Source organism: Pseudomonas sp. TMW22080, from assembly GCF_022496745.1.
Classification (GTDB): domain Bacteria; phylum Pseudomonadota; class Gammaproteobacteria; order Pseudomonadales; family Pseudomonadaceae; genus Aquipseudomonas; species Aquipseudomonas bubulae.
Genome location: NZ_SCFF01000004.1, coordinates 290524 through 313387 on the forward strand (window position 1 = coordinate 290524; position 22864 = coordinate 313387).

A 22864-nucleotide genomic window follows, 5' to 3' on the forward strand; every position below is an offset into this window, starting at 1 on the left:
AGGAACGAGGCTGCTACGGAAGTTTTTCTTAAGCCCTAGAGCGCAATTGGCACCTGCTGCCCGGCCCCAAACGTCAAATACTCCACCAGTTCGGCCAGCGGCAGCGGCTTGCTGATGAAGTAGCCCTGCACCTGATCGCAGCCAAAATCACGCAAAAGAGCAAGCTGTTCGGGAGTTTCGACGCCTTCGGCAACCACTTCCAGTTTCAGGTTGTGGGCCAGGTTGATCATGGCGTGGACCAGTTTGCGGTTCTCTTCGCGGCTTTCCATGCCGCCCACAAAGCTTTTGTCGATCTTGAGCAGCGTAATCGGCAGGCTATTGAGGTGCACAAACGATGAAAAACCCGTACCGAAATCATCCAGCGAAAAACGCACACCCAGTCGGCCCAGGGCATCCATGGTCTGTTTGACCAGATCACTGCGCCGCATCACGGCCGTTTCGGTCAGCTCGAACTCCAGCCACTGTGCTTCTACGCCGCGTTCGCTGATCAGGCGGCTGAGGGTCGAAAGCAACTGGCTGTCCTGAAACTGGCGAAACGACAGGTTGACCGCCATGTGCAGCGGCTCAAGCCCGCGTTCGCGCAACGCCTGCATATCCCGCAGGGCACGGGAGATAACCCAGTACCCCAGCGGCACAATCAGCCCGCTTTGCTCGGCCAAAGGCACGAACTCACTCGGAGCCAACAGGCCACGCTCGGCATGGCGCCAGCGCACCAGCGCTTCCAGCCCGACGATCTGCCCCGTGCCAAGATCCAGGCGCGGCTGGTAATGCAGTTCCAGTTCGTCACGGCGCAACGCCCGGCGCAACTCGCTTTCGAGGTCGGCCAGGCTGCGGGCATTGCGATTGATACGCTCGTTGAATACGTGGAAGGTACAGCCCTGGGTGCTTTTGGCCTGTTGCATGGCAATGTGCGCGTGCCACATCAACGGGTCGGCCCCGGCGTTGGCGCGGGCATGGGCAATACCCAGGCTGCAGCCGATCAACAGGCTTTCGCCGTCGACCCAGTAGGGCTCGGCCATCACCTCGGTAATGCGCTCGGCCATCCATTCGGCACGCTCGGGCGCGCGATGGGTATTGATCAACAGGGCGAATTCATCACTGCCAAGACGGGCCAGTTGGTCACCCGCTTCAAGCTGGCTTTTGAGGCGCGCCACTACTTGCAGGATCAGGCGGTCGCCAGCCTGATGGCCCAATGCATCGTTGGCGTGACGAAAGTTGTCCAGGTCCAGATGGCCCAGGGCAATGCCACGGCCGTCACTTTCGGCCAGACGCACGGCCAGCAGGGTCTGGAAGCCTTGCCTGTTGGCAATGCCGGTCAGTGGATCCTCTTCGGCGAGGCGCTGCAAGGTGTGTTCCAGCAGGCCGCGTTCACGCACATGGCGCAGACAGCGGCGCAGTACATCGCCCGTCAGGCTGGCGCCGACCAGCCAGTCGCTGACGCCCGCTGGAGCGCTATCAGGCTCGCTGTCGAGCAGCAAAACCGTGGGCAGGCGGCAGCGGCCCGCTGGGGGTTGCAGGGCCGGGGTCGTCAGGAGCAGCGCATTGCGATCGTTTTCGAACAGATGGCTGACAGACTCCCAGCTCGGCGCGCATATCAGGACGGCCGCACTTCCCATTGGCGCCAGACACTCGCGCAACAACGCTGCCCAAGATGGCTCTTCGGCCAATAGCAGCAAACGCAAGGGTTCGACAGGCGTAGACAAGCTAGCTCCCTAGACTCTGCAAAAATTCGGGCAGTGGGCATTATGACGTGCCGGCAACCAATGGCAATGACACTGGTTATCAAATACTTATTTGCTGCATTAACCCTACGGTAGCTGGAAATACTCTTTACATCCTGTGCGAAAGTAACAAAAGCAGTAAATTTAAAGGATGTGGCATGTCACACCGTCGCACAGAGGCAGCAATATTTGCTCAGCCTGTTAAAATGCCCGCCCTTTTTACAAACGACCCCTGATCTCGTCATGTCCCGACTCAATCCCCGGCAGCAAGAAGCCGTGAGCTACGTCGGCGGCCCTCTATTGGTGCTCGCCGGCGCAGGCTCCGGCAAAACCAGCGTGATTACCCGCAAAATCGCGCACCTGATCCAGAACTGTGGCATCCGTGCCCAATACATCGTCGCCATGACCTTTACCAACAAAGCCGCCCGCGAGATGAAAGAGCGTGTCGGCACCCTGCTTAAAAAGGGTGAAGGCCGCGGCTTGACGGTGTGCACGTTCCACAACCTGGGCCTCAACATCATCCGCAAGGAGCACGCGCGGCTGGGCTATAAGCCCGGCTTCTCGATCTTTGACGAGGCTGACGTCAAGGCGCTGATGGCCGACATCATGCAAAAGGAATATTCGGGCGACGACGGGGTCGACGAAATCAAGAACATGATCGGCTCGTGGAAAAACGACCTGATCCTGCCGCCCCAGGCTCTGGAAAACGCGCGCAACCCCAAGGAGCAGACGGCAGCCATCGTCTACACCCACTACCAGCGCACGCTCAAGGCCTACAACGCGGTGGACTTTGACGACCTGATCCTGCTGCCGGTCAAGCTGTTCGAAGAACATGCCGACATTCTGGAAAAGTGGCAGAACAAGGTGCGTTACCTGCTGGTGGACGAATATCAGGACACCAACGCCAGTCAGTATCTGCTGGTTAAATACCTGATCGGCAAGCGCAACCAGTTCACCGTGGTAGGTGACGACGACCAGTCGATCTACGCCTGGCGCGGCGCTCGCCCGGAAAACCTGATGCTGCTCAAGGATGATTACCCGTCCTTGAAAGTGGTGATGCTGGAGCAAAACTACCGCTCCACCAGCCGTATTCTGCGCTGCGCCAATATCTTGATTGCCAACAACCCGCACGAGTTTGAAAAGCAGTTGTGGAGCGAGATGGGCCACGGCGACGAAGTGCGGGTGATCCGCTGCCGCAACGAAGACGCCGAAGCCGAGCGAGTGGCCGTCGAAATCCTCACCCTGCACCTGCGCACCGATCGACCGTACAGCGACTTCGCGATCCTGTACCGCGGGAACTATCAAGCCAAACTGATCGAATTGAAGCTGCAGCACCATCAGATCCCGTACCGTTTGTCGGGCGGCAACAGCTTCTTCGGACGTCAGGAAGTTAAAGACCTGATGGCTTACTTCCGCCTGATCGTAAACCCGGATGACGATAACGCCTTCCTGCGCGTGATCAACGTCCCGCGTCGCGAGATCGGTTCGACTACCCTGGAAAAGCTGGGTAACTACGCGACCGAGCGAAAAATCTCGATGTATGCCGCCACCGATGAAATCGGCCTGGGCGAACATCTGGACGCACGCTTCACTGACCGCCTGGTACGTTTCAAGCGCTTTATGGACCGTGTACGTGAGCATTGCTCGGGCGAAGACCCGATTGCAGCGCTGCGCAGCATGATCATGGACATCGACTACGAAAACTGGCTGCGCACCAACAGCTCCAGCGACAAGGCGGCGGACTACCGCATGTCCAATGTCTGGTTTTTGGTCGAGGCGTTGAAAAACACCCTCGAAAAAGACGAAGACGGCGCCATGACCATCGAGGAAGCCATCGGCAAACTGGTGCTGCGCGACATGCTCGAGCGCCAGCAGGAAGAGGAAGACGGTGCCGAAGGCGTGCAGATGATGACCTTGCACGCCTCCAAGGGTCTGGAATTTCCTTACGTGTTCATCATGGGCATGGAAGAAGAAATCCTCCCGCACCGCTCCAGCATTGAAGCAGACACCATTGAAGAAGAACGGCGCCTGGCCTATGTGGGCATTACCCGTGCCCGTGAGACGCTGGCATTCACCTTTGCCGCCAAGCGTAAACAGTACGGCGAGATCATTGACTGTGCGCCGAGCCGTTTCCTCGATGAGTTACCCCCGGACGATCTGGCCTGGGAAGGCAACGATGACACCCCCACCGAAGTTAAAGCGGTTCGCGGCAATACAGCACTGGCTGATATACGCGCGATGCTAAAACGCTAAAATCGACTATTTTTTACTCTACCTTCAGCGCAAAAGCGCTATTTGAGGACGTTACGTTGGAAGCACTGCACAAGAAAATTCGCGAAGAAGGCATCGTGCTTTCCGATCAGGTTTTGAAAGTCGACGCCTTTTTGAACCATCAGATCGATCCTCAGCTGATGAAGGAAATCGGCGACGAGTTCGCGCGTTTGTTCAAGGATTCGGGCATCACCAAGATCGTCACTATCGAAGCATCGGGTATCGCCCCTGCTGTGATGACTGGCTTGAACTTGGGTGTACCTGTGATTTTTGCGCGTAAGCACCAGTCCCTGACCCTGACTGAAAACCTGCTGTCGGCCACGGTGTATTCGTTCACCAAGCAGACTGAAAGCACCGTTGCGATTTCCCCGCGCCACCTGCAAAGCAGCGACCGCGTGCTGGTGATCGACGACTTCCTGGCCAATGGCAAGGCCTCGCAAGCGCTGATTTCGATCATCAAGCAAGCTGGCGCCACCGTGGCCGGTCTGGGCATCGTGATCGAGAAGTCGTTCCAGGGCGGCCGTGCCGAGCTGGATGCACAGGGCTACCGCGTTGAATCCCTGGCCCGGGTCAAATCCCTGGCGGGCGGTAAAGTGACCTTTATCGAGTAACCCTTTCAGTCCGTAGCAGCTGCCGAGGCACGAAGGCTGCGCCGCCGAACGCAGCCTGGCGGCAGCTGCTACGAAAGGCGCGTCAATTGCTTTTCGCGGTTGCCTGCAGCCCTGCCAGCAGCAAACGCTGGTACAGCTCATCGCGCAACCCGTCGGGTTGTGCGAGCTGCATGCGCTCCAGGTGTTCGGGGAATGCCTGGGGCGAAGGCGCGTCCAGCGTAGCCTTGCCCAGTTGGTACATCTGCGTGAGCTTGAATTTGCTTTTAAGCCAGTTCAACGCTCGCAGCAGGTCTTGCTCCTGCGCGCTGAAATCACTGCCCAGCGGGTATTCCGGGAACAAATGCGGGTGCCGGTCGGCGATCTCCTGCAAACGCTGCGGACTGTTGTCGGCAAAACGTGGATCAAGGCGAAAGTCCTTGGGCAGCTTGCCCATCAGTTGTGCCTGGGTGGTCAGTTCGGTCTGGAAGCGCGAGTCGGTGATGTTGAGCAGCGCCTCGATGACTTTGCTGTCGGTTTTGCCGCGCAAATCAGCAATCCCGTATTCGGTGACCACAATGTCGCGCAAATGCCGCGGGATGGTGCAGTGACCGTATTCCCAGACAATATTGGAACTTACGTCACCGCCCGACTCTCGCCAGCTGCGCAACATGATCACCGAGCGTGCGTCATGCAGGGCATGGCCCTGGGCAACAAAGTTGTATTGCCCGCCGACCCCGCTCAGCACCCGGCCGTCTTCGAGCTGATCAGCCACGGCGGCACCGAGCAAGGTCACGGTGAATGCGCTGTTGACGAAGCGCGCATCACGCCGTTGCAGGCGTTTCAACTCTTCCTGGCCGTATAGTTCGTTGATATAGCTGATGGCGGTCATATTGAATTCAAGGCGCTTGCTGTGGGGCAACTCCCTTAGCCGCTGGTAAAAATCGCGGGGGCCGAGGATAAAACCGCCGTGGATGCTGACCCCGTCACCCTGCAAGCTTTCATCCAGGGTGCCCGCATTGGCCTGGGCTTGCCTGTCGGCATCGGGGTAGACCTTGCGTCGCACAATCCCGGCATCGGCCAGCACCATCAGGCCGTGGACAAACATCTCGCTGCAACCATACAGGCCCCGGGCAAATGGCTCGACGCCACCTTGTTGCTCGATCAGCTTGCGCCACGGGGTGATATCGATAGCGTCGAGCAGGTCGCGGTAGCCCTCGTTGTCACCCTGGCGTGCGAGCAGGGCTGCACTCAGGGCATCACCCATCGAGCCAATGCCGATCTGCAGGGTGCCGCCGTCGCGTATCAGGGTGCTGGCATGCAGGCCGATCATATGGTCTTGCAGATTGACCGGCATGCTGGGCGTTGAAAACAACGTAGTGTGCTCATCTTCGTCAATCAACAGATCAAAATCGTCGATACTCAGCTCCGAGTCGCCGGGCATATAAGGCAGGTCACCATGTACCTGGCCCAGTATCAGAATGGTCTCGCCCGCCGCACGCCGCTTGGCAATCATGGGCAACAAATCGAGGGTAATATCCGGGTTGCAGCTCAAGCTCAGACGCGCGGCATCCTCGGGGTGTCGAGCAACCAGTTGGGCCACCAGGTTCAGGCCGCTGGCATTGATGTCGCGGGCCGCGTGACTGTAATTGCTGCTGACGTAATCCTGCTGAGCAGGCGGGCTGTTGAGCAAACTGCCCGGCTGCAAAAAGAACTGCTCGACGTGGATGTTGGTGGGCATGCTGTTGTGAAGCAGGTCGGCCAGGTAATCCAGCTCAATGTAATCGCCAAATACCCGCTCGACAAAAGGCTCCAGAAACAACCGTTGCAGTCCGTCCCCAAGTGGGGGGCGGCCCAGACTCAAAGCGGTATAGATCGTCAGTTGGCGTTCGGGCAGCTGCCTGATCCGCTGATACAGCGCATTGACGAAGCGGTTGGCCTTGCCCAAGCCCAGCGGCAGGCCAAGGTGAATATGCATCGGTAATCGCGCCAGCACATCATCGACTGCGCGTTCGATCGAACAGGACTGCACCATCTGATCCTCCTTATCCAGTCTTGAATATAGACGTGATAGCGCAGAGGACGCGGACGAGCTCAAATTTCGGGCACAAAAAAGCCGCCCATCAGCGGCTTTTTCAGAGAAGGTCGGGTTATTTCAAACCGGACATTTTCTCGATGGCGCCTTTTAGCTCTTCATCGGTACAGGTCATGCAAGTGCCTTTTGGCGGCATGGCGTTGATACCGGTGATGGCTTTGGCCAGGATGCCATCAAGGCCGCCCTGATGATCGGCGCGCTCTTTCCAGGCCGCGGTGTCACCGATTTTCGGTGCGCCCAACAGGCCGGTGCCGTGGCATGCACTGCAATGCTTGGCAATAATGTCGTCGGGGGTCATGCCACCGCCGCCGCCCACCGAGGCTGCTACGTCCATCCCTTTGCATTCTTGCCCTTGTACACAGACCTTACCCACTGGCTCAAGACGTTTTGCGATGTCATCGTTCGTTGCTGCCTGAGCGTTGACTGCCCATAGGGCCACTACTGCTGCTGGTACGGCCAGCATTTTCATAATTAGGTTCACGCGTTCACCCTCAATGGTGGCTATTCACGCCCACAACCACGGTTTCGCGGGCGGCGAAAGTATAACGGTTAGCCCGCCTCTCTGAAACAACCCTAAAGACAAAGGGGGAATAGAGCTGGCGAAATGCATCTACGGGTGCCTCTGCAAGCAGACAGGGCGCCTCTGTTCTTAGAAATTCGCCGGGGTGGCTGCGCTGATTAGTCGCGCCGCGACGTCGAACGGATTACGAAAGCGGTGTGGTTTGGAGCTTTCGAAATAATAGCTGTCACCGGCTTCCAGCACGAAGGTCTCAAGACCCACGGTTAACTCTAGGCGACCTTCCACCAAAATCCCGGTTTCTTCGCCTTCATGGGTCAGCATTTCGTCCCCGGTATCGGCACCCGGTGGATAAATCTCGTTGAGAAAGGCAATGGCCCGGCTCGGATGTGCCTTGCCCACCAGTTTCATGGTCACCGCACCGTCGGAAATGTCGATCAGCTCATTGGCTTTGTAGACAATTTGAGTTGGGTTTTCTTGAAGGATTTCTTCGGAAAAAAACTCGACCATGGACATGGGGATGCCACTCAGCACTTTTCGCAGGGAGCTTATGGACGGGCTCACGCTGTTCTTTTCGATCATCGAAATGGTGCTGTTGGTGACGCCCGCGCGCTTGGCGAGTTCACGCTGCGACAGGCCTTTGAGTTTGCGGATGGATTGCAGTCGTTCACCGACGTCCAATGCGGGAGCCTCCTGGGGGTCAGATTCGGGTCGAGAAGCCGCCATCATGGCGATAGCGTTCAGTATTTACAACACTTCGACTTCAAACCCGGACGCCCATTCGCCCCCGCATATTGGATACAACCCATCAGTTACCGGAATAGAGCCGTGGAACGCGTTTGAGGTTGCAGAAAATCTGGTAAGGAATGGTATCTGCTGCAGTGGCCACTTCGCTGGCGAGAATGTTTTTACCCCACAACTCGACCGTCGAACCCAGGCCCGCTTGCGGCACATCGGTGAGGTCGATGCACAGCATGTCCATCGACACACGACCCAGCAACTGGCTGCGCACACCATCCACAAATACCGGGGTACCGGTGGGTGCCTGGCGCGGGTAGCCGTCGGCATAACCCATGGCCACCACGCCGATTCGCATGGGTTTTGGGGTGATGAACCTGGCACCGTAGCCCACTGGCTCACCGGCGGGCAGTTCGCGCACGCAGATCACTTTGGACTCCAGGGTCATCACCGGTTGCAAGCGAGAGGCAGTGGCCTGTGGCTCGTCAAATGGCGAGCTGCCATACAACATCAAGCCCGGGCGTACCCAGTCACTTGGCACGCGTGGCCAGCCGAGTACGGCCGGCGAGTTGCGCAAGCTGATTTCTGCCGTCAAATCGGCGCGAGCGCCGAGGAACACAGCAACCTGCTCTACGCTTCGAGTGCAATCGAGCTCATCGGCACGGGCAAAATGGCTCATCAGCACGATTTTCGCCACATTGGCACTGGCCTGCAGACGCTGGTAAGCGGCCTTGTAATCGTTGGGGTGCAAGCCAACGCGGTGCATGCCACTGTCCAGTTTCAGCCACACATGGATGGGTTTGGCGAGTCGGGCCTGCTCGATGGCATCAAGCTGCCACAGCGAATGCACCACACACCAAAAGTCATGTTCGACGATCAGTGGCAGTTCATCCGCTTCAAAAAAACCTTCCAGCAGCAGGATTGGCGCGCGAATACCGGCGGCGCGCAGTTCCAGTGCTTCTTCAATACAGGCCACGGCAAAACCGTCAGCCTCGGCCTCAAGAGCCTGGGCGCAGCGCACGGCACCGTGGCCGTAGGCATCGGCCTTGATCACAGCAAGGGCCTTGGCCCCCGTGACTTCACGGGCCAGTTGGTAATTGTGACGCAGGGCTTGGAGGTCGATCAGGGCACGGGCTGGGCGCATGGCGGCGGGCTTCTAACGGCAAAAGAATAAAAAACGGTGCACACCCGCAGCGTGAACTGCGTGCTGCACCGCAAGAGGGACTGTTACGTGATCAAAAAACTTACGGCAATGCTGCCACAACAGACAGTTCAACCAGGATTTCGGGCTCGCACAGCTTGGCCTCGACAGTTGCGCGGGCCGGCGCTACACCCTTGGGCAGCCATTGGTCCCAGACGCTGTTCATGCCGGTAAAGTCGGCATCGATGTCTTTGAGGTAGATAGTGACCGACAGGATACGGCTTTTATCGGAGCCCGCCAGGTCCAGCAAATGCTCGATATTGGCCAGTGTTTCACGGGTCTGTTGCTCGACCCCGGCGTTCATGTCGTCGCCGACTTGCCCGGACAGGTAGACAGTGCCGTTATGGGTAACGATCTGGCTCATGCGTTCATTGGTGAGCTGGCGCTGGATTGCCATGTTTTGCAGTCTCCTGGTGGTTGCCGTAGCGGGAAATATCAAGGCCTTCGGCGCTGATTTGCGGGGTCTTTTTGGCCATTACGTCCGCGAGGAAACGACCGGAACCGCAGGCCATGGTCCAACCCAGTGTGCCATGCCCGGTGTTCAGGAACAGGTTTTTGAACGGGGTTGCGCCTACAATCGGCGTGCCGTCCGGGGTGGTCGGGCGCAGGCCGGTCCAGAAACTGGCCTGGCTCAGATCACCGCCCTGAGGATAAAGGTCGTTGACGATCATCTCCAGGGTTTCGCGTCGGCGCGGGTTCAGCGACAGGTCAAAACCGGCGATTTCAGCCATGCCGCCAACGCGAATGCGGTTGTCGAAACGGGTGATCGCGACCTTGTAGGTCTCATCGAGAATGGTCGAGGTCGGTGCCATGTCCGAATTGGTAATCGGAATGGTCAGCGAGTAGCCCTTGAGCGGGTAAACCGGCGCCTTGATGCCCAGTGGCTTGAGCATTTGCGGCGAGTAGCTGCCCAGTGCCAGTACGTAACGATCGGCAGTTTCGAGTTTGCCGTCGATCATCACGCCATTGATGCGATCACCTGCGTAGTCCAGACGCTGGATATCCTGGCCGAAGCGGAACTCAACACCCAGGTTTTTGGCCATTTCAGCCAGGCGGGTGGTAAACATCTGACAGTCGCCAGTCTGGTCATTGGGCAGGCGCAGGGCGCCGGCCAAAATGTCGGTCACGCTGGCCAGTGCGGGCTCAACCCGGGCAATACCGGCACGGTCGAGCAGTTCGAACGGTACACCGGATTCTTTCAGGACAGCGATGTCCTTGGCGGCGCCATCGAGCTGGGCCTGAGTGCGGAACAGTTGTGTGGTGCCGAGGTTACGGGCTTCGTAGGCAATACCCGTTTCGGCACGCAGTTCGTCGAGGCAGTCACGGCTGTACTCGGACAGGCGAACCATGCGCTCCTTGTTCACGGCATAGCGGCTGGCGGTGCAGTTGCGCAGCATCTGTGCCATCCACAGGTACTGATCAATGCTGGTCGTGGCCTTGATGGCCAGAGGTGCGTGGCGTTCGAGCAACCACTTGATCGCCTTGAGCGGCACGCCCGGTGCGGCCCACGGCGAAGCGTAGCCCGGGGACACCTGGCCCGCGTTGGCAAAGCTGGTTTCCATTGCAACGGCTGGCTGACGGTCCACGACAACCACATCAAAACCGGCTCGGGCCAGATAATAGGCGCTGGCAGTACCAATAACGCCGCCACCCAATACCATAACTCGCATATTCATTCCCTCATCGCGGCCAGCCGCAGACGTTTATTGTTCGATGCAAAGATGAGCGCAGTATATGAAGCATTGAGCAGTGGTATTCACTGTATAAGAAGCTATATTTGGCGACAATTCTCGGGCATAACCCTTTTCACGGAGGAGAATCTCCTATGCGTACAAATCATCAAACAAAGCGTGAATTGGACAAGATAGATCGCAACATTTTGCGCATCCTCCAGGTCGATGGCCGCATCTCGTTTACCGAGCTGGGAGAGAAGGTTGGGTTGTCGACCACTCCCTGCACAGAACGAGTGCGCAGGCTGGAACGTGAAGGGATCATCATGGGCTACAACGCCCGGCTGAACCCGCAACATTTACAGGGCAGCCTGCTGGTATTTGTGGAAATCAGCCTGGACTACAAATCAGGCGATACCTTTGATGAATTCCGACGCGCCGTGTTGAAGTTGCCCCATGTGCTGGAGTGTCATCTGGTGTCGGGGGACTTCGACTATCTGGTGAAGGCGCGGATCAGCGAGATGGCTTCTTACCGCAAGCTGCTGGGTGACATCTTGCTCAAGCTGCCCCACGTGCGTGAGTCCAAAAGCTATATCGTGATGGAAGAAGTCAAAGAGAGCCTGAATCTGCCGATTGCGGATTGACGGCTTTCCCTTAGAGGGGCTGCGCAGACCGGCTTTTGCCTTTAGTCCCCTCTCCCTCCGGGAGAGGGTCAGGGTGAGGGGGCTCTTGATCTAGACCAGCACCTGCCGCGTACTGGCGATGTACTCATGCACCAGCTTCTCTGCGCTGGGGTGAATCATCTCTACCGGGCGTCGACCGTTGGGGCACGGCAAGGTGGGGGTAGTGCCAAACAACCGACAGATCAATGGCCGCTCTTCATACACCGTGCAGCCATTGGGCCCCAGATGCACACAGTTCAGCTCATCCATTGCTGCTTCTTGTTCGGCAGCCGTCTTGCGCGGCAAGCGGGCCATTTCTTCGGATGAAGTGGTCACAGGCCCGCAGCAGTCATGGCAACCCGGCACGCATTCGAACGAGGGGATTTGCTGCCTGAGAAAGCGGATCTTGTGACTGTTACAGCTCATCCAGAACGTACCGATTGAGAAAAGGCCGCAGAGTCTGCCTGAAAACCCCTGCCCTAGACAGGGCCATTCGGCTGTTCTTGCCCCACGGGAATGGCACGGCTTATGCTCCGTCAAATTTTCCAAACATCAATAATCAGGATTACGCACATGAACGCCCCTGTTCAGCGCAGCCAGCACACCGCTTCTTATTACGCCGCCAGCAGCCTGCCACAACCCGATCATCCGGTGTTGCAGGGCGAGCTGGTGGCGGATGTGTGTGTGGTGGGCGGTGGCTTTTCCGGCCTGAATACGGCGCTGGAGCTGGCCGAGCGCGGCATGAGCGTGGTCTTGCTGGAAGCGCACAAGATCGGTTGGGGCGCCAGCGGGCGCAATGGCGGGCAACTGATTCGCGGGGTCGGCCATGGTGTTGAGCAGTTTGAAGGCGTCATCGGCAAGGACGGTGTGCGGCAAATGAAGCTGATGGGGCTGGAGGCGGTGGAAATCGTGCGCCAGCGCGTCGAGCGTTTCAATATTGCCTGTGACCTGACCTGGGGCTATTGCGACCTGGCCAACAAACCCCGTGACCTTGAAGGTTTTGCTGAAGAGGCCCAGGAGCTGCGCGATCTGGGTTATCGCCATGAAACCCGTCTGTTGCAGGCCAACGAAGTGCACAGCGTGGTGGGTTCGGACCGGTATGTCGGCGGCTTTGTCGATATGGGCTCGGGTCATTTGCACCCGCTGAATCTGGCGCTGGGCGAAGCGGCGGCCGCTGCGCAACTGGGTGTAAAGCTGTTTGAAAACTCCGCAGTAACCCGCATCGATTATGGCCCTGAAGTACGGGTGCACACGGCCCAGGGCTCAGTGCGGGCCAAAAGTCTGGTACTGGGCTGCAACGCCTATCTCAAGGACCTCAACCCGCAACTAAGCGGCAAAGTGCTGCCTGCGGGCAGCTACATCATTGCCACCGAGCCGTTGAGCGAAGCCCGGGCTCACGCCTTGCTGCCACAGAACATGGCCGTGTGCGACCAGCGCGTGGCGCTGGACTACTACCGTCTTTCGGCAGATCGGCGTCTGTTATTCGGTGGGGCCTGTCATTATTCTGGGCGGGATCCGCAGGATATTGCCGCGTACATGCGTCCTAAAATGCTCGAGGTGTTCCCGCATCTTAAAGACGTGAAAATCGACTACCAGTGGGGCGGCATGATCGGCATTGGTGCCAACCGCCTGCCGCAGATCGGCCGCCTGCAAGAGCATCCCAATGTGTATTACGCCCAGGCGTATTCAGGGCACGGGGTTAACGCCACCCACCTGGCGGGCAAGTTGCTGGCCGAAGCTATCAGTGGCCAGCACAGTGACGGTTTTGATCTGTTTGCCAAGGTCCCGCATATCACCTTCCCGGGTGGCAAATACCTGCGTTCGCCATTGCTGGCGCTGGGGATGCTGTGGCACCGGTTAAAAGAGCTGCGCTGATTCAAACCTGTAGCCGCTGCCGCAGGTTTGGTTACGAACGCCAAAATGGCTTGCAGCCTTCCTGCCGGGCCATTTCGCGGGTCAACCCCACATCGCGCAGCTGCTGTTCGTCCAGGTTCAGCAGCATCCGGCGACTGCGAGCACGGTGGCAGAACAGCCCCCACACCCCAAGACCGGCCGGGGTGCTGGTGACTTGACGGGCTTCATGCTCAGCCAGTAATTGTTGGCTGTGCAGCGTCAGGCGCACATCGCTCAAACCATTCATCAGACAGCTCCTTTTGACTCGATTGCCATGAGTCAGCATGATGGCCGTGCGCTGGAAACCATGACAGATTCAGCAAAGTCTTTTTAAATACATACAGATCTGCCATTTCAGGCGCTGAATCCTTGGTTTACGCCCCATCTGTACTGGTCCACCCTTCGGGAGTTCTGCCATGACCCTTTATGTCAACCTCGCCGACCTGCTCGGTACGCGCATCGAGCAGGGCTTTTATCGCCCTGGCGACCGTTTGCCGTCGGTGCGGGCGCTAAGCGCCGAGCATGGTGTGAGCCTGAGTACGGTGCAGCAGGCGTATCGCTTGCTGGAGGACAATGGCCTGGCGTCGCCGCGGCCCAAGTCCGGGTACTTCGTGCCGATGGAGCGTGAGCTGCCCGCCCTGCCGGGCATGGGTAAACCTGCCCAGCGACCCGTGGAAATTTCACAGTGGGAGCAAGTGCTGGAACTGGTTCGCTCAGTGCCGCAAAAGGACGTGATCCAGTTGGGGCGCGGCATGCCGGACGTCACCACGCCAACCATCAAGCCGCTGTTGCGCAGCCTGGCGCAAATCAGCCGGCGCCTGGACTTGCCCGGTCTGTATTACGACAACGTCTACGGGGTACTCGGCCTGCGCGAGCAGGTGGCGCGGTTGTTGCTCGATTCGGGCTGCCAGTTGGGCGCAGAAGATCTGGTAATCACCACGGGCTGCCATGAGGCCTTGTCGTGCAGTATTCGAGCCGTGTGCGAACCGGGTGATATCGTCGCGGTCGACTCGCCAAGCTTTCATGGCGCCATGCAAACCCTCAAGGGCCTGGGGATGAAGGCCCTGGAGATCCCTACCGATCCGCTGACCGGCATCAGCCTCGAAGCCCTGGAACTGGCCCTGGAACAGTGGCCGATCAAGGCTATCCAGCTCACCCCCAGTTGCAACAACCCACTGGGCTACATCATGCCCGAAGCCCGCAAGCGGGCGCTGGTGACCCTGGCCCAACGTTTTGATGTGGCGATCATTGAAGACGATGTGTACGGCGAACTGGCCTACACCTACCCTCGCCCGCGAACCATCAAGTCCTTCGACGATGACGGTCGTGTCCTGCTGTGCAGTTCATTCTCCAAAACCCTGGCCCCCGGCTTGCGCGTTGGCTGGGTGGCGCCGGGGCGTTATCTGGAGCGGGTGCTGCACATGAAATACATCAGCACCGGCTCTTGCGCACCGCAGCCGCAACTGGCGGTTGCCGACTTCCTGAAAAACGGTCATTTCGAGCCGCACCTGCGCAAAATGCGCAGCCAATACCAGCGCAATCGCGACCTGATGCTGGGCTGGATCAGCCGCTACTTTCCGCCCGGCACCCGTGCCAGCAGGCCCCAGGGCAGCTTTATGCTGTGGCTTGAGCTGCCTGACGGCTTCGACAGCCTGCGCCTCAACCGCATGTTGCTGGACCAGGGCGTGCAGATCGCGGTGGGCAGTATTTTTTCGGCTTCGGGCAAGTACCGTAATTGCTTGCGCATGAACTACGCTGCAAAGCCTACGCCGCAGATCGAAGAAGCGGTGCGCAAAGTGGGTATGGCAGCCAGTAAACTGCTGGCAGATACCGTTTAACTCCAGTGACGTCTGGCCCGAGGCTTTACCCGTTGAAATCACTTTGCGCATTGTTTTTAGTCGTCTTGCTGGGAGGCTGTGCCACGTTGGACGTACCCCGTGAACCCACCCAGGCGTTACCCGCCGCAGACTCGGCCTTTGGCCGCTCGATCCAGGCCCAGGCCGCGCCGTATCAAGGTCGCTCGGGGTTCAGGCTGCTGCCCAACAGCGGCGAAGCCTTCAGGGCCCGGGCCGAGTTGATTCGCAACGCGCAAACCAGCCTCGACCTGCAGTACTACATCGTCCACGACGGCTTGAGTACGCGCATGCTGATTGACGAATTGCTCAAGGCCGCAGATCGCGGCGTGCGTGTGCGCATCCTGCTCGATGACACCGCCAGTGATGGCCTGGACGATATCCTGGCCACCCTCGCCGCTCATCCCAATATCCAGATTCGCCTGTTCAACCCCCTGCAACTGGGCCGTGGAACGGGTGTAACCCGGGCGATGGGACGGCTGTTCAACCTCTCGCGCCAGCACCGGCGCATGCACAACAAACTCTGGCTAGCCGATAACAGTGCGGCGATCGTGGGCGGGCGCAATCTGGGCGATGAGTACTTCGATGCCAAGCCGGAGCTGAATTTTACCGATATCGACCTGCTTGGCGTCGGCCCGGTGGCCGAGCAGTTGGGGCACAGCTTCGATCAGTACTGGAACAGTGCTCTGAGCCAGCCGATTGGTGATTTTGTCTCCTCGCAACTCTCTGAGCAGGAGCTGGGCAAGGCGCGCAAACAACTGGAGACCTCGCTCAAGCGTGCGCAGCAACGCAACCCGGCGCTCTATCAGGAGCTGGCCTCATACGAAACCCGCCCGCAGCTCGACGTGTGGCGCAAGGAGCTGATCTGGGCCTGGAATCAGGCGCTGTGGGATGCTCCGAGCAAGGTGCTGGCCCGGGATGAGCCTGACCCGCATCTACTGCTGACCACACAACTGGCGCCGGAACTGGCGGGAGTGAATCAGGAGCTGATTCTGGTTTCAGCCTACTTTGTACCGGGTGAAACCGGGCTGCTGTACCTCACGGGCCGCGCCGATGCCGGGGTTGATGTACGTTTATTGACCAACTCGCTGGAGGCCACGGACGTACCCGTGGTGCATGGCGGTTATGCCCCGTATCGCAAGGCACTGCTGGAGCATGGGGTCAAGCTCTTTGAACTGCGGCGCCAGCCGGGCACCAGCGGCGGCAGCGGCCCGCACTGGTTCAAGCCGGGGATGAGTTCGGATTCAAGCCTGCACAGCAAGGCGATGATTTTCGACCAACAAAAATCCTTTATCGGTTCGTTCAATTTCGATCCGCGCTCAGGCTTGTGGAACACCGAAGTCGGCGTGCTGGTGGACAGCCCCGAGCTGGCCGCCGAGGCCCGCAAACTGGCGTTGCAGGGCATGGCCCCGGCCTTGAGTTATGAGCCGAAACTGGAGCAGGGCAAGATGGTCTGGGTGACCGAAGACAATGGCCAGTTGCACACTTTGCATCATGAACCGGGCAACTGGTGGCGCCGGCTCAATGCCTGGTTCAGCAAAAGTGTGGGGCTGGAAAAAATGCTCTGATTGGCGGCTGCCCTCTCCCCAACCCTCTCCCGGAGGGAGAGGGAGCTGATCGACGGCGATTCTATAGACGTATGCGACCAGCACGGCGAAACAAGTCGCCCAACGCATGTCTGTGCTCCAATTATGTGGTGTAAAAACCATTGTGGGAGCGGGCTTGCTCGCGATGAAGGCACCGCGGTCTGTCAATCAGACCCGGTGCTGTCATCGCGGGCAAGCCCGCTCCCACAGGGTGTTGCGTTTAGAGGATTACAGCTTGATCCAGGTGGACTTCAGCTCGGTGTATTTATCAAACGCGTGCAGAGACTTGTCACGGCCGTTGCCCGACTGTTTGAAGCCACCAAACGGCGCGGTCATGTCGCCGCCATCGTATTGGTTGACCCATACGCTACCGGCGCGCAGGGCCTTGGCGGTCAGGTGAGCCTTGGAGATATCGGCCGTCCAGACGGCTGCCGCCAGGCCGTATGGCGTGTCGTTGGCAATCTTGATGGCCTCTTCGGCACTGTCGAAGGTGATAACCGACAATACCGGGCCGAAGATTTCTTCCTGAGCGATTTTCATCGCATTGCTGACGCCGTCGAAAATGGTCGGTTCAACGTAGGTGCCGCCGGTTTCTTGCAGAATTTGATTACCGCCTGCTACCAGTTTTGCGCCTTCGCTATGGCCGGACTTGATGTACGACAGCACGGTGTTCATTTGCTGGGTATCCACCAGCGCGCCCACGGTGGTTTCCGGGTCCAGCGGGTTGCCGGGCTTCCAGCCCTTGAGGGCGTCGATCACCAGCGGCAGGAACTTGTCCTTGATCGAGCGCTCCACCAGCAGGCGCGAACCCGCGGTGCAAACTTCACCCTGGTTAAAGGCAATGGCGCTGGCAGCGGCTTCGGCAGCCGCTTGCAGATCCGGCGCATCAGCGAAAACGATGTTCGGGCTCTTGCCACCGGCTTCAAGCCAGATGCGCTTCATGTTGGACTCGCCAGCGTAGATCATCAGCTGCTTGGCGATTTTGGTCGAACCGGTAAACACCAGCGTATCGACGTCCATATGCAGGGCCAGCGCCTTGCCGACCGTGTGGCCGTAGCCTGGCAGCACGTTGAAGACGCCCGCTGGAATGCCGGCTTCAACGGCCAGCGCAGCGATACGGATAGCCGTCAGAGGGGACTTTTCGGACGGCTTGAGGATGACCGAGTTACCAGTCGACAGGGCCGGGCCCAGTTTCCAGCAGGCCATCATCAGGGGGAAGTTCCACGGCACAATGGCAGCGACAACGCCCACCGGCTCGCGGGTTACCAAGCCCAGTTGGTCGTGCGGGGTGGCGGCGACTTCGTCGTAGATCTTGTCGATGGCCTCGCCGCTCCAGCTCAGCGCGCCGGCAGCACCGGGCACATCGATGTGCAGGGAGTCACTGATCGGCTTGCCCATGTCCAGGGTTTCAAGCAGGGCCAGTTCTTCGGCGTTTTGCTTGAGCAGGCCGGCAAAGCGGATCATTGCGGCTTTGCGCTTGGCCGGAGCCAGGCGGGACCAGACGCCGGACTCGAACGTCTTGCGGGCCACTTCCACGGCGCGCTGGGCGTCAGCGCTGTCGCAGCTGGCAACCTTACCCAGCAAACGGCCATCGACCGGGCTCAGACACTCGAACGTTTCATTGGAGACCGCATCGGTGTATTCACCGTTGATGAAGGCGCGACCTTCGATTTTCAGCTGTTGGGCCCGTTGTTCCCAGTCAGCACGCGTCAGGGTGGTCATTCGAGTGTCCTCCTCTTGTTGAAATGGAAGCGCCACCCTAAACCAGTGGCCCTGGAACTTTCAATATATTTGACACAGGTGGCGTAAACACCATGGCTTGTTCGTTTTAATAAACATAGACTTTAATTTTGCTGACCACACATGCCGCAATTTCGGGGGGATAACAAAGATGAGCATCGCAAGCGTAGTCGACTTCAGCACTGCCAATACCCAGGCTGAACGTTTTAGCCCGGCCCCGGAAAAGGTGCTTAAAGGCAACCCTGAGCAAGTTATCCACAACCACTACGACAGCCCCTGTGGGCAAATGAACGCCGGGGTGTGGGAAGGAGCTGTGGGCCAGTGGACCGTCAATTACACCGAGCACGAATACTGCGAGATCGTGCAGGGCGTTTCCGTTTTGCGTGACCATGAAGGTAACGCCAAGACCCTGCGCGCCGGCGATCGCTTTGTCATCCCCGCGGGATTCAAAGGGACATGGGAAGTGCTGGAGCCCTGTCGGAAAATTTACGTAGTCTTTGAGAGCAAGGCCTGAGACAGCTGATCCAGAGCCTTCAACAAGCCCTGCCACGCTTTGATGGCGGGGCTTTTTTATGCCTGCCCTCCAGGGCTACAGGCTACAAATTCAGAAATACGTCGCCAGCGCCCTTCGCGTCAATGTGAGCCAGTCTTGAGAGAACGCCGGGCACTTAAGGAATGAGCAGGCCCGCAGCGTTATTTCATTTATCTGAAAACAGGGAAGACCCATGTCCAGTCTGAATACTTTGAAACGCCTGTTGTTGACCACCAGCGTCCTGCTGGGGTTTTGCTCCATGCCCGCGATGGCTGAGGAGGACGGCAAGTGCAAAACGGTTGCGATCAATTTTCTGGTTGCGCCTGAGGCGACGCCTGCTTTGCTGGAGATGCTGCGCCGGGAGTCCGGGGCAACCGAGTTGCGTGTCGAGAGGCCGGGCATAGGCTACACCCGAGAGCACAACGCAGACCGCCTTCGCGTGGTCGTCGACGAAAACAACCTTATGCAGAGCTATATGTGCGGCTAGGGCTGAAAAACGCGCACAAAAAAGGCCCGTATCGTGAGATATGGGCCTTTTTCGTAAGAAGAAAAACCAATTACTTGATTTTGGCTTCTTTGTAGATCACGTGCTTGCGAACCCGCGGATCGAATTTTTTGATTTCGATTTTGTCCGGAGTGGTGCGCTTGTTCTTATCAGTGGTGTAGAAATGGCCTGTACCAGCGCTCGACACCAAACGGATCAATTCACGCATGATTAGCTCCCTTAGATCTTGCCAGCACGGCGGATTTCGGCCAGCACGACAGTGATGCCACGCTTGTCGATGATACGCATGCCTTTAGCAGATACGCGCAGACGTACGAAACGTTTCTCTTCTTCAACCCAGAAGCGGTGATGCTGCAGGTTCGGCAGGAAACGACGACGGGTTTTGTTATTTGCGTGGGAAATGTTATTCCCAGTCACCGGACCCTTACCGGTAACTTGACAGACTCTCGACATGCCTCAGCCCTCTAAAACCACATGCCCAACCCGGCATGGGTTGGCCGCTTAATCTCTCAGTCATGGCGCCAGGCGCCGCGTTTCTTTAAGGGTCTTACCGGCTACACCTACAAACGCAGGAACCGGGCCCCTAGAAAAGAGCGCTGCTTTATACCAGAAAGACTAAAGAGCAACAACAAGCAGTGTGATTTGGTGTAATTAATGAAGCCGCCATTTTAACGCCAATCCGCGCGGCGTCTATGCCTTGTGGCGTTTTACCGCTCGTCGCTGGGTGAAAGGTTTCGGGGGCTGGTGCCCGCTCGTAGCCGCTGCCGAAGGCTGCGATCCAGCACGTAGTGGTCACCTTTTCACGCTTGCTCAAGGCCCTGGAAGCCCTTTCCCGGCCTGCGACAGCGACTACAGGATGTCGAATGCCATTAAAAAGTGGTCATTTGAGTACCAGAACACTAGGGTAAGACTTTTCCAGACTGCACTTGCAGATGGGCCTTATCGACTTGTACAGGAAACAGATCATGCGCCTCGCTGCCGTCCCCTTTTTGCTCACCTTTTGCCTGAGCCCGCTCGTACACGCGGCCACCTTGAGCGTTTGCACCGAGGCCAGCCCTGAAGGGTTCGACGTTGTGCAGTACAACTCGCTCAGTACCACCAATGCCTCGGCAGACGTGCTGATGAACCGCCTGCTGGACTTTGACGCTAAAGCCGCGAAGCTGGTGCCTTCACTGGCGCAAAGCTGGTCAGTGTCCCCTGATGGTCTTGTGTACGATTTCAAGCTGCGCCCCGGGATCAAGTTCCACAGCACGCCTTATTTTTCCCCAAGCCGTGAGTTGAATGCCGATGACGTACGTTTCAGCTTCGAACGCATGCTTGACCCTGCCAACCCATGGCACAAGGTGGCGCAAAGCGGTTTTCCCCACGCGCAATCCTTGCAGTTGCCTGAGCTGATCAAAAAAATTGAAACTCCGGATCCGCTGACCGTGCGCTTCACCCTGAGTCGCCCTGATTCGACCTTCTTGCCAGCGCTGAGCATGGGCTTTGCCTCGATCTACTCGGCTGAATATGCCGACAAGCTGATGAAAGCAGGCACACCGGAGCTGATGAACAGCCAGCCGATAGGTACCGGGCCTTTTGTATTCAACCGTTTCCAGAAAGACGCGGTGGTGCGCTACAAGGCCAACCCGGACTACTTTGCCGGCAAGCCAGCCGTTGACGGGCTGATTTTTGCCATCACCCCGGACGCCAACGTGCGGCTGCAAAAATTGCGTCGCAATGAATGCCAGATTGCTCTCTCGCCCAAGCCGCTGGACGTCGCAGCTGCCGCCAAGGATCCAGCGCTGGCTGTAGCGCAGACCCCGGCCTTCATGACCGCGTTTGTGGCCATCAATAGCCAGCATCCACCGCTGGATAAACCCGAGGTACGTCAGGCCATCAATCTGGCTTTCGACAAGGACACTTATCTCAAGGCCGTGTTTGAAAACAGCGCCCAAGCGGCCAACGGTATTTACCCGGCGACCACCTGGAGTTATGCCAAAGACTTGCCGGGCTATGCCCACAATCCGCAAAAAGCCCGTGAATTACTGGCCAGGGCGGGTCTGAAAGACGGCTTCAAAACCACGATCTGGACGCGCCCGACAGGCAGCGTGCTCAATCCCAACCCGAGCCTTGGCGCGCAGTTGCTGCAAGCCGACCTGGCCAAGGTGGGTGTCCAGGCCGATATCCGGGTGATCGAATGGGGCGAGCTGATCCGTCGCGCCAAGGCTGGCGAGCATGACCTGCTGTTTATGGGCTGGGCAGGCGATAACGGTGACCCGGACAACTTCCTCACGCCGCAGTTTTCCTGTGCGGCAGTGAAATCCGGAACCAACTTTGCGCGTTATTGCGACAAGGCGCTGGACGGTTTGATCAGCCAGGGCAAAACCCTGACCGATCAGGACAAACGCAGTGCTTTGTATCAAAAGGCGCAAGCGCAGATCCAGCAACAGGCGCTGTGGCTACCGCTGGCCCATCCAACGGCCTACGCACTGACCCGTAAAGACGTACAGGGATATCAGGTGAGTCCGTTTGGGCGCCAAGACTTTTCAACAGTCAGCGTTAAGCCCTGAGCCTTACATCCAGCCGCGCTCGACCATTGAAAGCGGCTGGCCGTCACCGACTATAAAATGATCCAGCACCCGCACTTCGATCAGATCAAGTGCCTGGATCAGGCGCTTGGTCAACGTGCGGTCAGCCTGGCTGGGGTCGCTGATGCCCGAGGGATGGTTGTGGCAGAAAATCACCGCTGCCGCATTGTGCGCCAGGGCACGCTTGACCACCTGGCGCGGGTAGACACTGGCGCTGTCTATCGAGCCCCTGAACAGCACCTCGAAGGCCAGCATGCGGTGCCTGGAGTCCAGAAACAGGCAGCCGAAGGCTTCGTGTGGCTCATGACGCAGCAATGACTTGAGATAATCCCGAACGACTTGCGGGCTCTCCAGCGCGCTGTCGCGGCGCAAGCGTTCGGCCAGGTGGCGGCGGCTCATTTCGAGTACGGCCTGCAACTGGCTGAACTTGGCCGGGCCCAGCCCGAGCGGGAGACAGAATGCGCGCAGATCGGCTTCGAGCAAGGCCCGCAGGCTGCCAAACTCGCTGAGCAGATGGCGCGCCAGATCGACTGCACTTTTGCCCGAAACCCCGGTGCGCAAGAAGATTGCCAGCAGTTCGGCGTCTGAAAGACTGCCTGATCCGTGTTGCAAAAGCTTCTCCCGCGGGCGCTCCGCCGCAGGCCAATCTCGAATGCTCATAACACCTCCTTGTAAATGGGCGCCGCTGTTCCCTGGCAGGCGCTGTGTTATCTTAGCCCATCA

Annotated in this window: 22 protein-coding genes; 9 read left to right on the plus strand and 13 right to left on the minus strand. The window is 58.5% G+C overall.

Features of this window, described 5'->3' with window-relative positions; all coding sequences use genetic code 11:
- Positions 1-35: 35 nt before the first annotated feature.
- Positions 36-1703, minus strand: coding sequence for a bifunctional diguanylate cyclase/phosphodiesterase (locus EQV96_RS15570; protein ID WP_094999737.1), 1668 nt, complete (start codon positions 1701-1703; stop codon positions 36-38).
- Between the two features lie 261 nt (positions 1704-1964).
- Between EQV96_RS15570 and rep the strand changes: the two genes are divergently transcribed.
- The gene (gene rep / locus EQV96_RS15575) at positions 1965-3974 is read left to right on the plus strand and encodes a DNA helicase Rep (RefSeq protein WP_016782673.1); all 2010 of its coding nucleotides are present in this window, start codon (positions 1965-1967) and stop codon (positions 3972-3974) included.
- Between the two features lie 56 nt (positions 3975-4030).
- The gene (locus EQV96_RS15580; RefSeq protein ID WP_016782674.1) at positions 4031-4603 is read left to right on the plus strand and encodes a xanthine phosphoribosyltransferase; all 573 of its coding nucleotides are present in this window, start codon (positions 4031-4033) and stop codon (positions 4601-4603) included.
- Positions 4604-4685: 82 nt separating this feature from the next.
- Here EQV96_RS15580 and EQV96_RS15585 read toward each other — a convergent pair whose 3' ends face one another.
- The 6 genes from EQV96_RS15585 to dadA all read right to left on the minus strand — a co-directional run bounded on the left by EQV96_RS15585 (position 4686) and on the right by dadA (position 10800).
- Complete coding sequence (locus EQV96_RS15585) at positions 4686-6614, minus strand: acetyl-CoA hydrolase/transferase C-terminal domain-containing protein (RefSeq protein ID WP_240882174.1); 1929 nt, start codon at positions 6612-6614, stop codon at positions 4686-4688.
- A 115-nt stretch (positions 6615-6729) separates the two neighbouring features.
- On the minus strand, positions 6730-7143 hold the full coding sequence (locus EQV96_RS15590) for a c-type cytochrome (protein WP_094999735.1): 414 nt from the start codon (positions 7141-7143) through the stop codon (positions 6730-6732).
- Between the two features lie 180 nt (positions 7144-7323).
- A complete protein-coding gene (locus tag EQV96_RS15595) occupies positions 7324-7872 on the minus strand; it encodes a cupin domain-containing protein (protein ID WP_016782677.1) in 549 nt (182 codons plus the stop codon).
- A 127-nt stretch (positions 7873-7999) separates the two neighbouring features.
- Positions 8000-9073, minus strand: coding sequence for an alanine racemase (gene alr / locus EQV96_RS15600; protein WP_094999734.1), 1074 nt, complete (start codon positions 9071-9073; stop codon positions 8000-8002).
- A gap of 100 nt (positions 9074-9173) precedes the next feature.
- Entirely contained in the window at positions 9174-9527 is a 354-nt protein-coding gene (locus EQV96_RS15605) for a RidA family protein (RefSeq protein ID WP_095038491.1), read from the minus strand.
- Positions 9499-10800, minus strand: a complete 1302-nt coding sequence (gene dadA, locus EQV96_RS15610; RefSeq protein ID WP_029611630.1) for a D-amino acid dehydrogenase — start codon at positions 10798-10800, stop codon at positions 9499-9501. Before dadA ends, EQV96_RS15605 begins: the two co-directional genes overlap by 29 nt.
- A 155-nt stretch (positions 10801-10955) precedes the next feature.
- On the opposite strand from dadA, the gene EQV96_RS15615 reads away from it, so the two are divergent.
- Entirely contained in the window at positions 10956-11444 is a 489-nt protein-coding gene (locus EQV96_RS15615) for an Lrp/AsnC ligand binding domain-containing protein (protein ID WP_016782681.1), read from the plus strand.
- 90 nt (positions 11445-11534) lie between these two features.
- On the opposite strand, the gene EQV96_RS15620 is transcribed toward EQV96_RS15615, so the two are convergent.
- A complete protein-coding gene (locus EQV96_RS15620) occupies positions 11535-11888 on the minus strand; it encodes a YkgJ family cysteine cluster protein (protein ID WP_003437837.1) in 354 nt (117 codons plus the stop codon).
- Between the two features lie 147 nt (positions 11889-12035).
- On the opposite strand from EQV96_RS15620, the gene EQV96_RS15625 reads away from it, so the two are divergent.
- On the plus strand, positions 12036-13337 hold the full coding sequence (locus EQV96_RS15625) for an FAD-binding oxidoreductase (protein ID WP_095020510.1): 1302 nt from the start codon (positions 12036-12038) through the stop codon (positions 13335-13337).
- A gap of 31 nt (positions 13338-13368) precedes the next feature.
- Here the strand turns inward: EQV96_RS15625 and EQV96_RS15630 are convergent, their stop codons facing one another.
- Entirely contained in the window at positions 13369-13602 is a 234-nt protein-coding gene (locus EQV96_RS15630) for a DUF1127 domain-containing protein (RefSeq protein ID WP_094999731.1), read from the minus strand.
- Between the two features lie 169 nt (positions 13603-13771).
- Between EQV96_RS15630 and EQV96_RS15635 the strand changes: the two genes are divergently transcribed.
- Both EQV96_RS15635 and EQV96_RS15640 read left to right on the plus strand, forming a co-directional pair.
- Positions 13772-15193 carry a PLP-dependent aminotransferase family protein gene (locus EQV96_RS15635; protein WP_094999730.1) on the plus strand — a complete coding sequence of 474 codons (1422 nt, stop codon included), beginning with the start codon at positions 13772-13774 and terminating at the stop codon, positions 15191-15193.
- A gap of 32 nt (positions 15194-15225) precedes the next feature.
- The gene (locus tag EQV96_RS15640) at positions 15226-16776 is read left to right on the plus strand and encodes a phospholipase D family protein (protein WP_240882175.1); all 1551 of its coding nucleotides are present in this window, start codon (positions 15226-15228) and stop codon (positions 16774-16776) included.
- 246 nt (positions 16777-17022) lie between these two features.
- Here EQV96_RS15640 and EQV96_RS15645 read toward each other — a convergent pair whose 3' ends face one another.
- Positions 17023-18516: an aldehyde dehydrogenase gene (locus tag EQV96_RS15645; RefSeq protein WP_094999728.1), complete on the minus strand. Its 1494-nt coding sequence runs from the start codon at positions 18514-18516 to the stop codon at positions 17023-17025.
- Between the two features lie 169 nt (positions 18517-18685).
- Between EQV96_RS15645 and EQV96_RS15650 the strand changes: the two genes are divergently transcribed.
- Positions 18686-19048, plus strand: coding sequence for a cupin domain-containing protein (locus EQV96_RS15650; protein ID WP_094999727.1), 363 nt, complete (start codon positions 18686-18688; stop codon positions 19046-19048).
- A gap of 211 nt (positions 19049-19259) precedes the next feature.
- Positions 19260-19553 carry an I78 family peptidase inhibitor gene (locus EQV96_RS15655; RefSeq protein ID WP_094999726.1) on the plus strand — a complete coding sequence of 98 codons (294 nt, stop codon included), beginning with the start codon at positions 19260-19262 and terminating at the stop codon, positions 19551-19553.
- Positions 19554-19623: 70 nt separating this feature from the next.
- On the opposite strand, the gene rpmG is transcribed toward EQV96_RS15655, so the two are convergent.
- A complete protein-coding gene (gene rpmG, locus EQV96_RS15660; RefSeq protein ID WP_003437824.1) occupies positions 19624-19779 on the minus strand; it encodes a 50S ribosomal protein L33 in 156 nt (51 codons plus the stop codon).
- Between the two features lie 11 nt (positions 19780-19790).
- Positions 19791-20024 (minus strand): 50S ribosomal protein L28, encoded by a 234-nt coding sequence (gene rpmB / locus EQV96_RS15665; protein WP_019410280.1) that lies wholly within the window; start codon positions 20022-20024, stop codon positions 19791-19793.
- 512 nt (positions 20025-20536) lie between these two features.
- Between rpmB and EQV96_RS15670 the strand changes: the two genes are divergently transcribed.
- Positions 20537-22123 carry an ABC transporter substrate-binding protein gene (locus EQV96_RS15670; RefSeq protein ID WP_094999725.1) on the plus strand — a complete coding sequence of 529 codons (1587 nt, stop codon included), beginning with the start codon at positions 20537-20539 and terminating at the stop codon, positions 22121-22123.
- Between the two features lie 3 nt (positions 22124-22126).
- Here the strand turns inward: EQV96_RS15670 and radC are convergent, their stop codons facing one another.
- Entirely contained in the window at positions 22127-22801 is a 675-nt protein-coding gene (radC, locus tag EQV96_RS15675; protein ID WP_095017867.1) for a DNA repair protein RadC, read from the minus strand.
- Between the last annotated feature and the right edge of the window lie 63 nt (positions 22802-22864).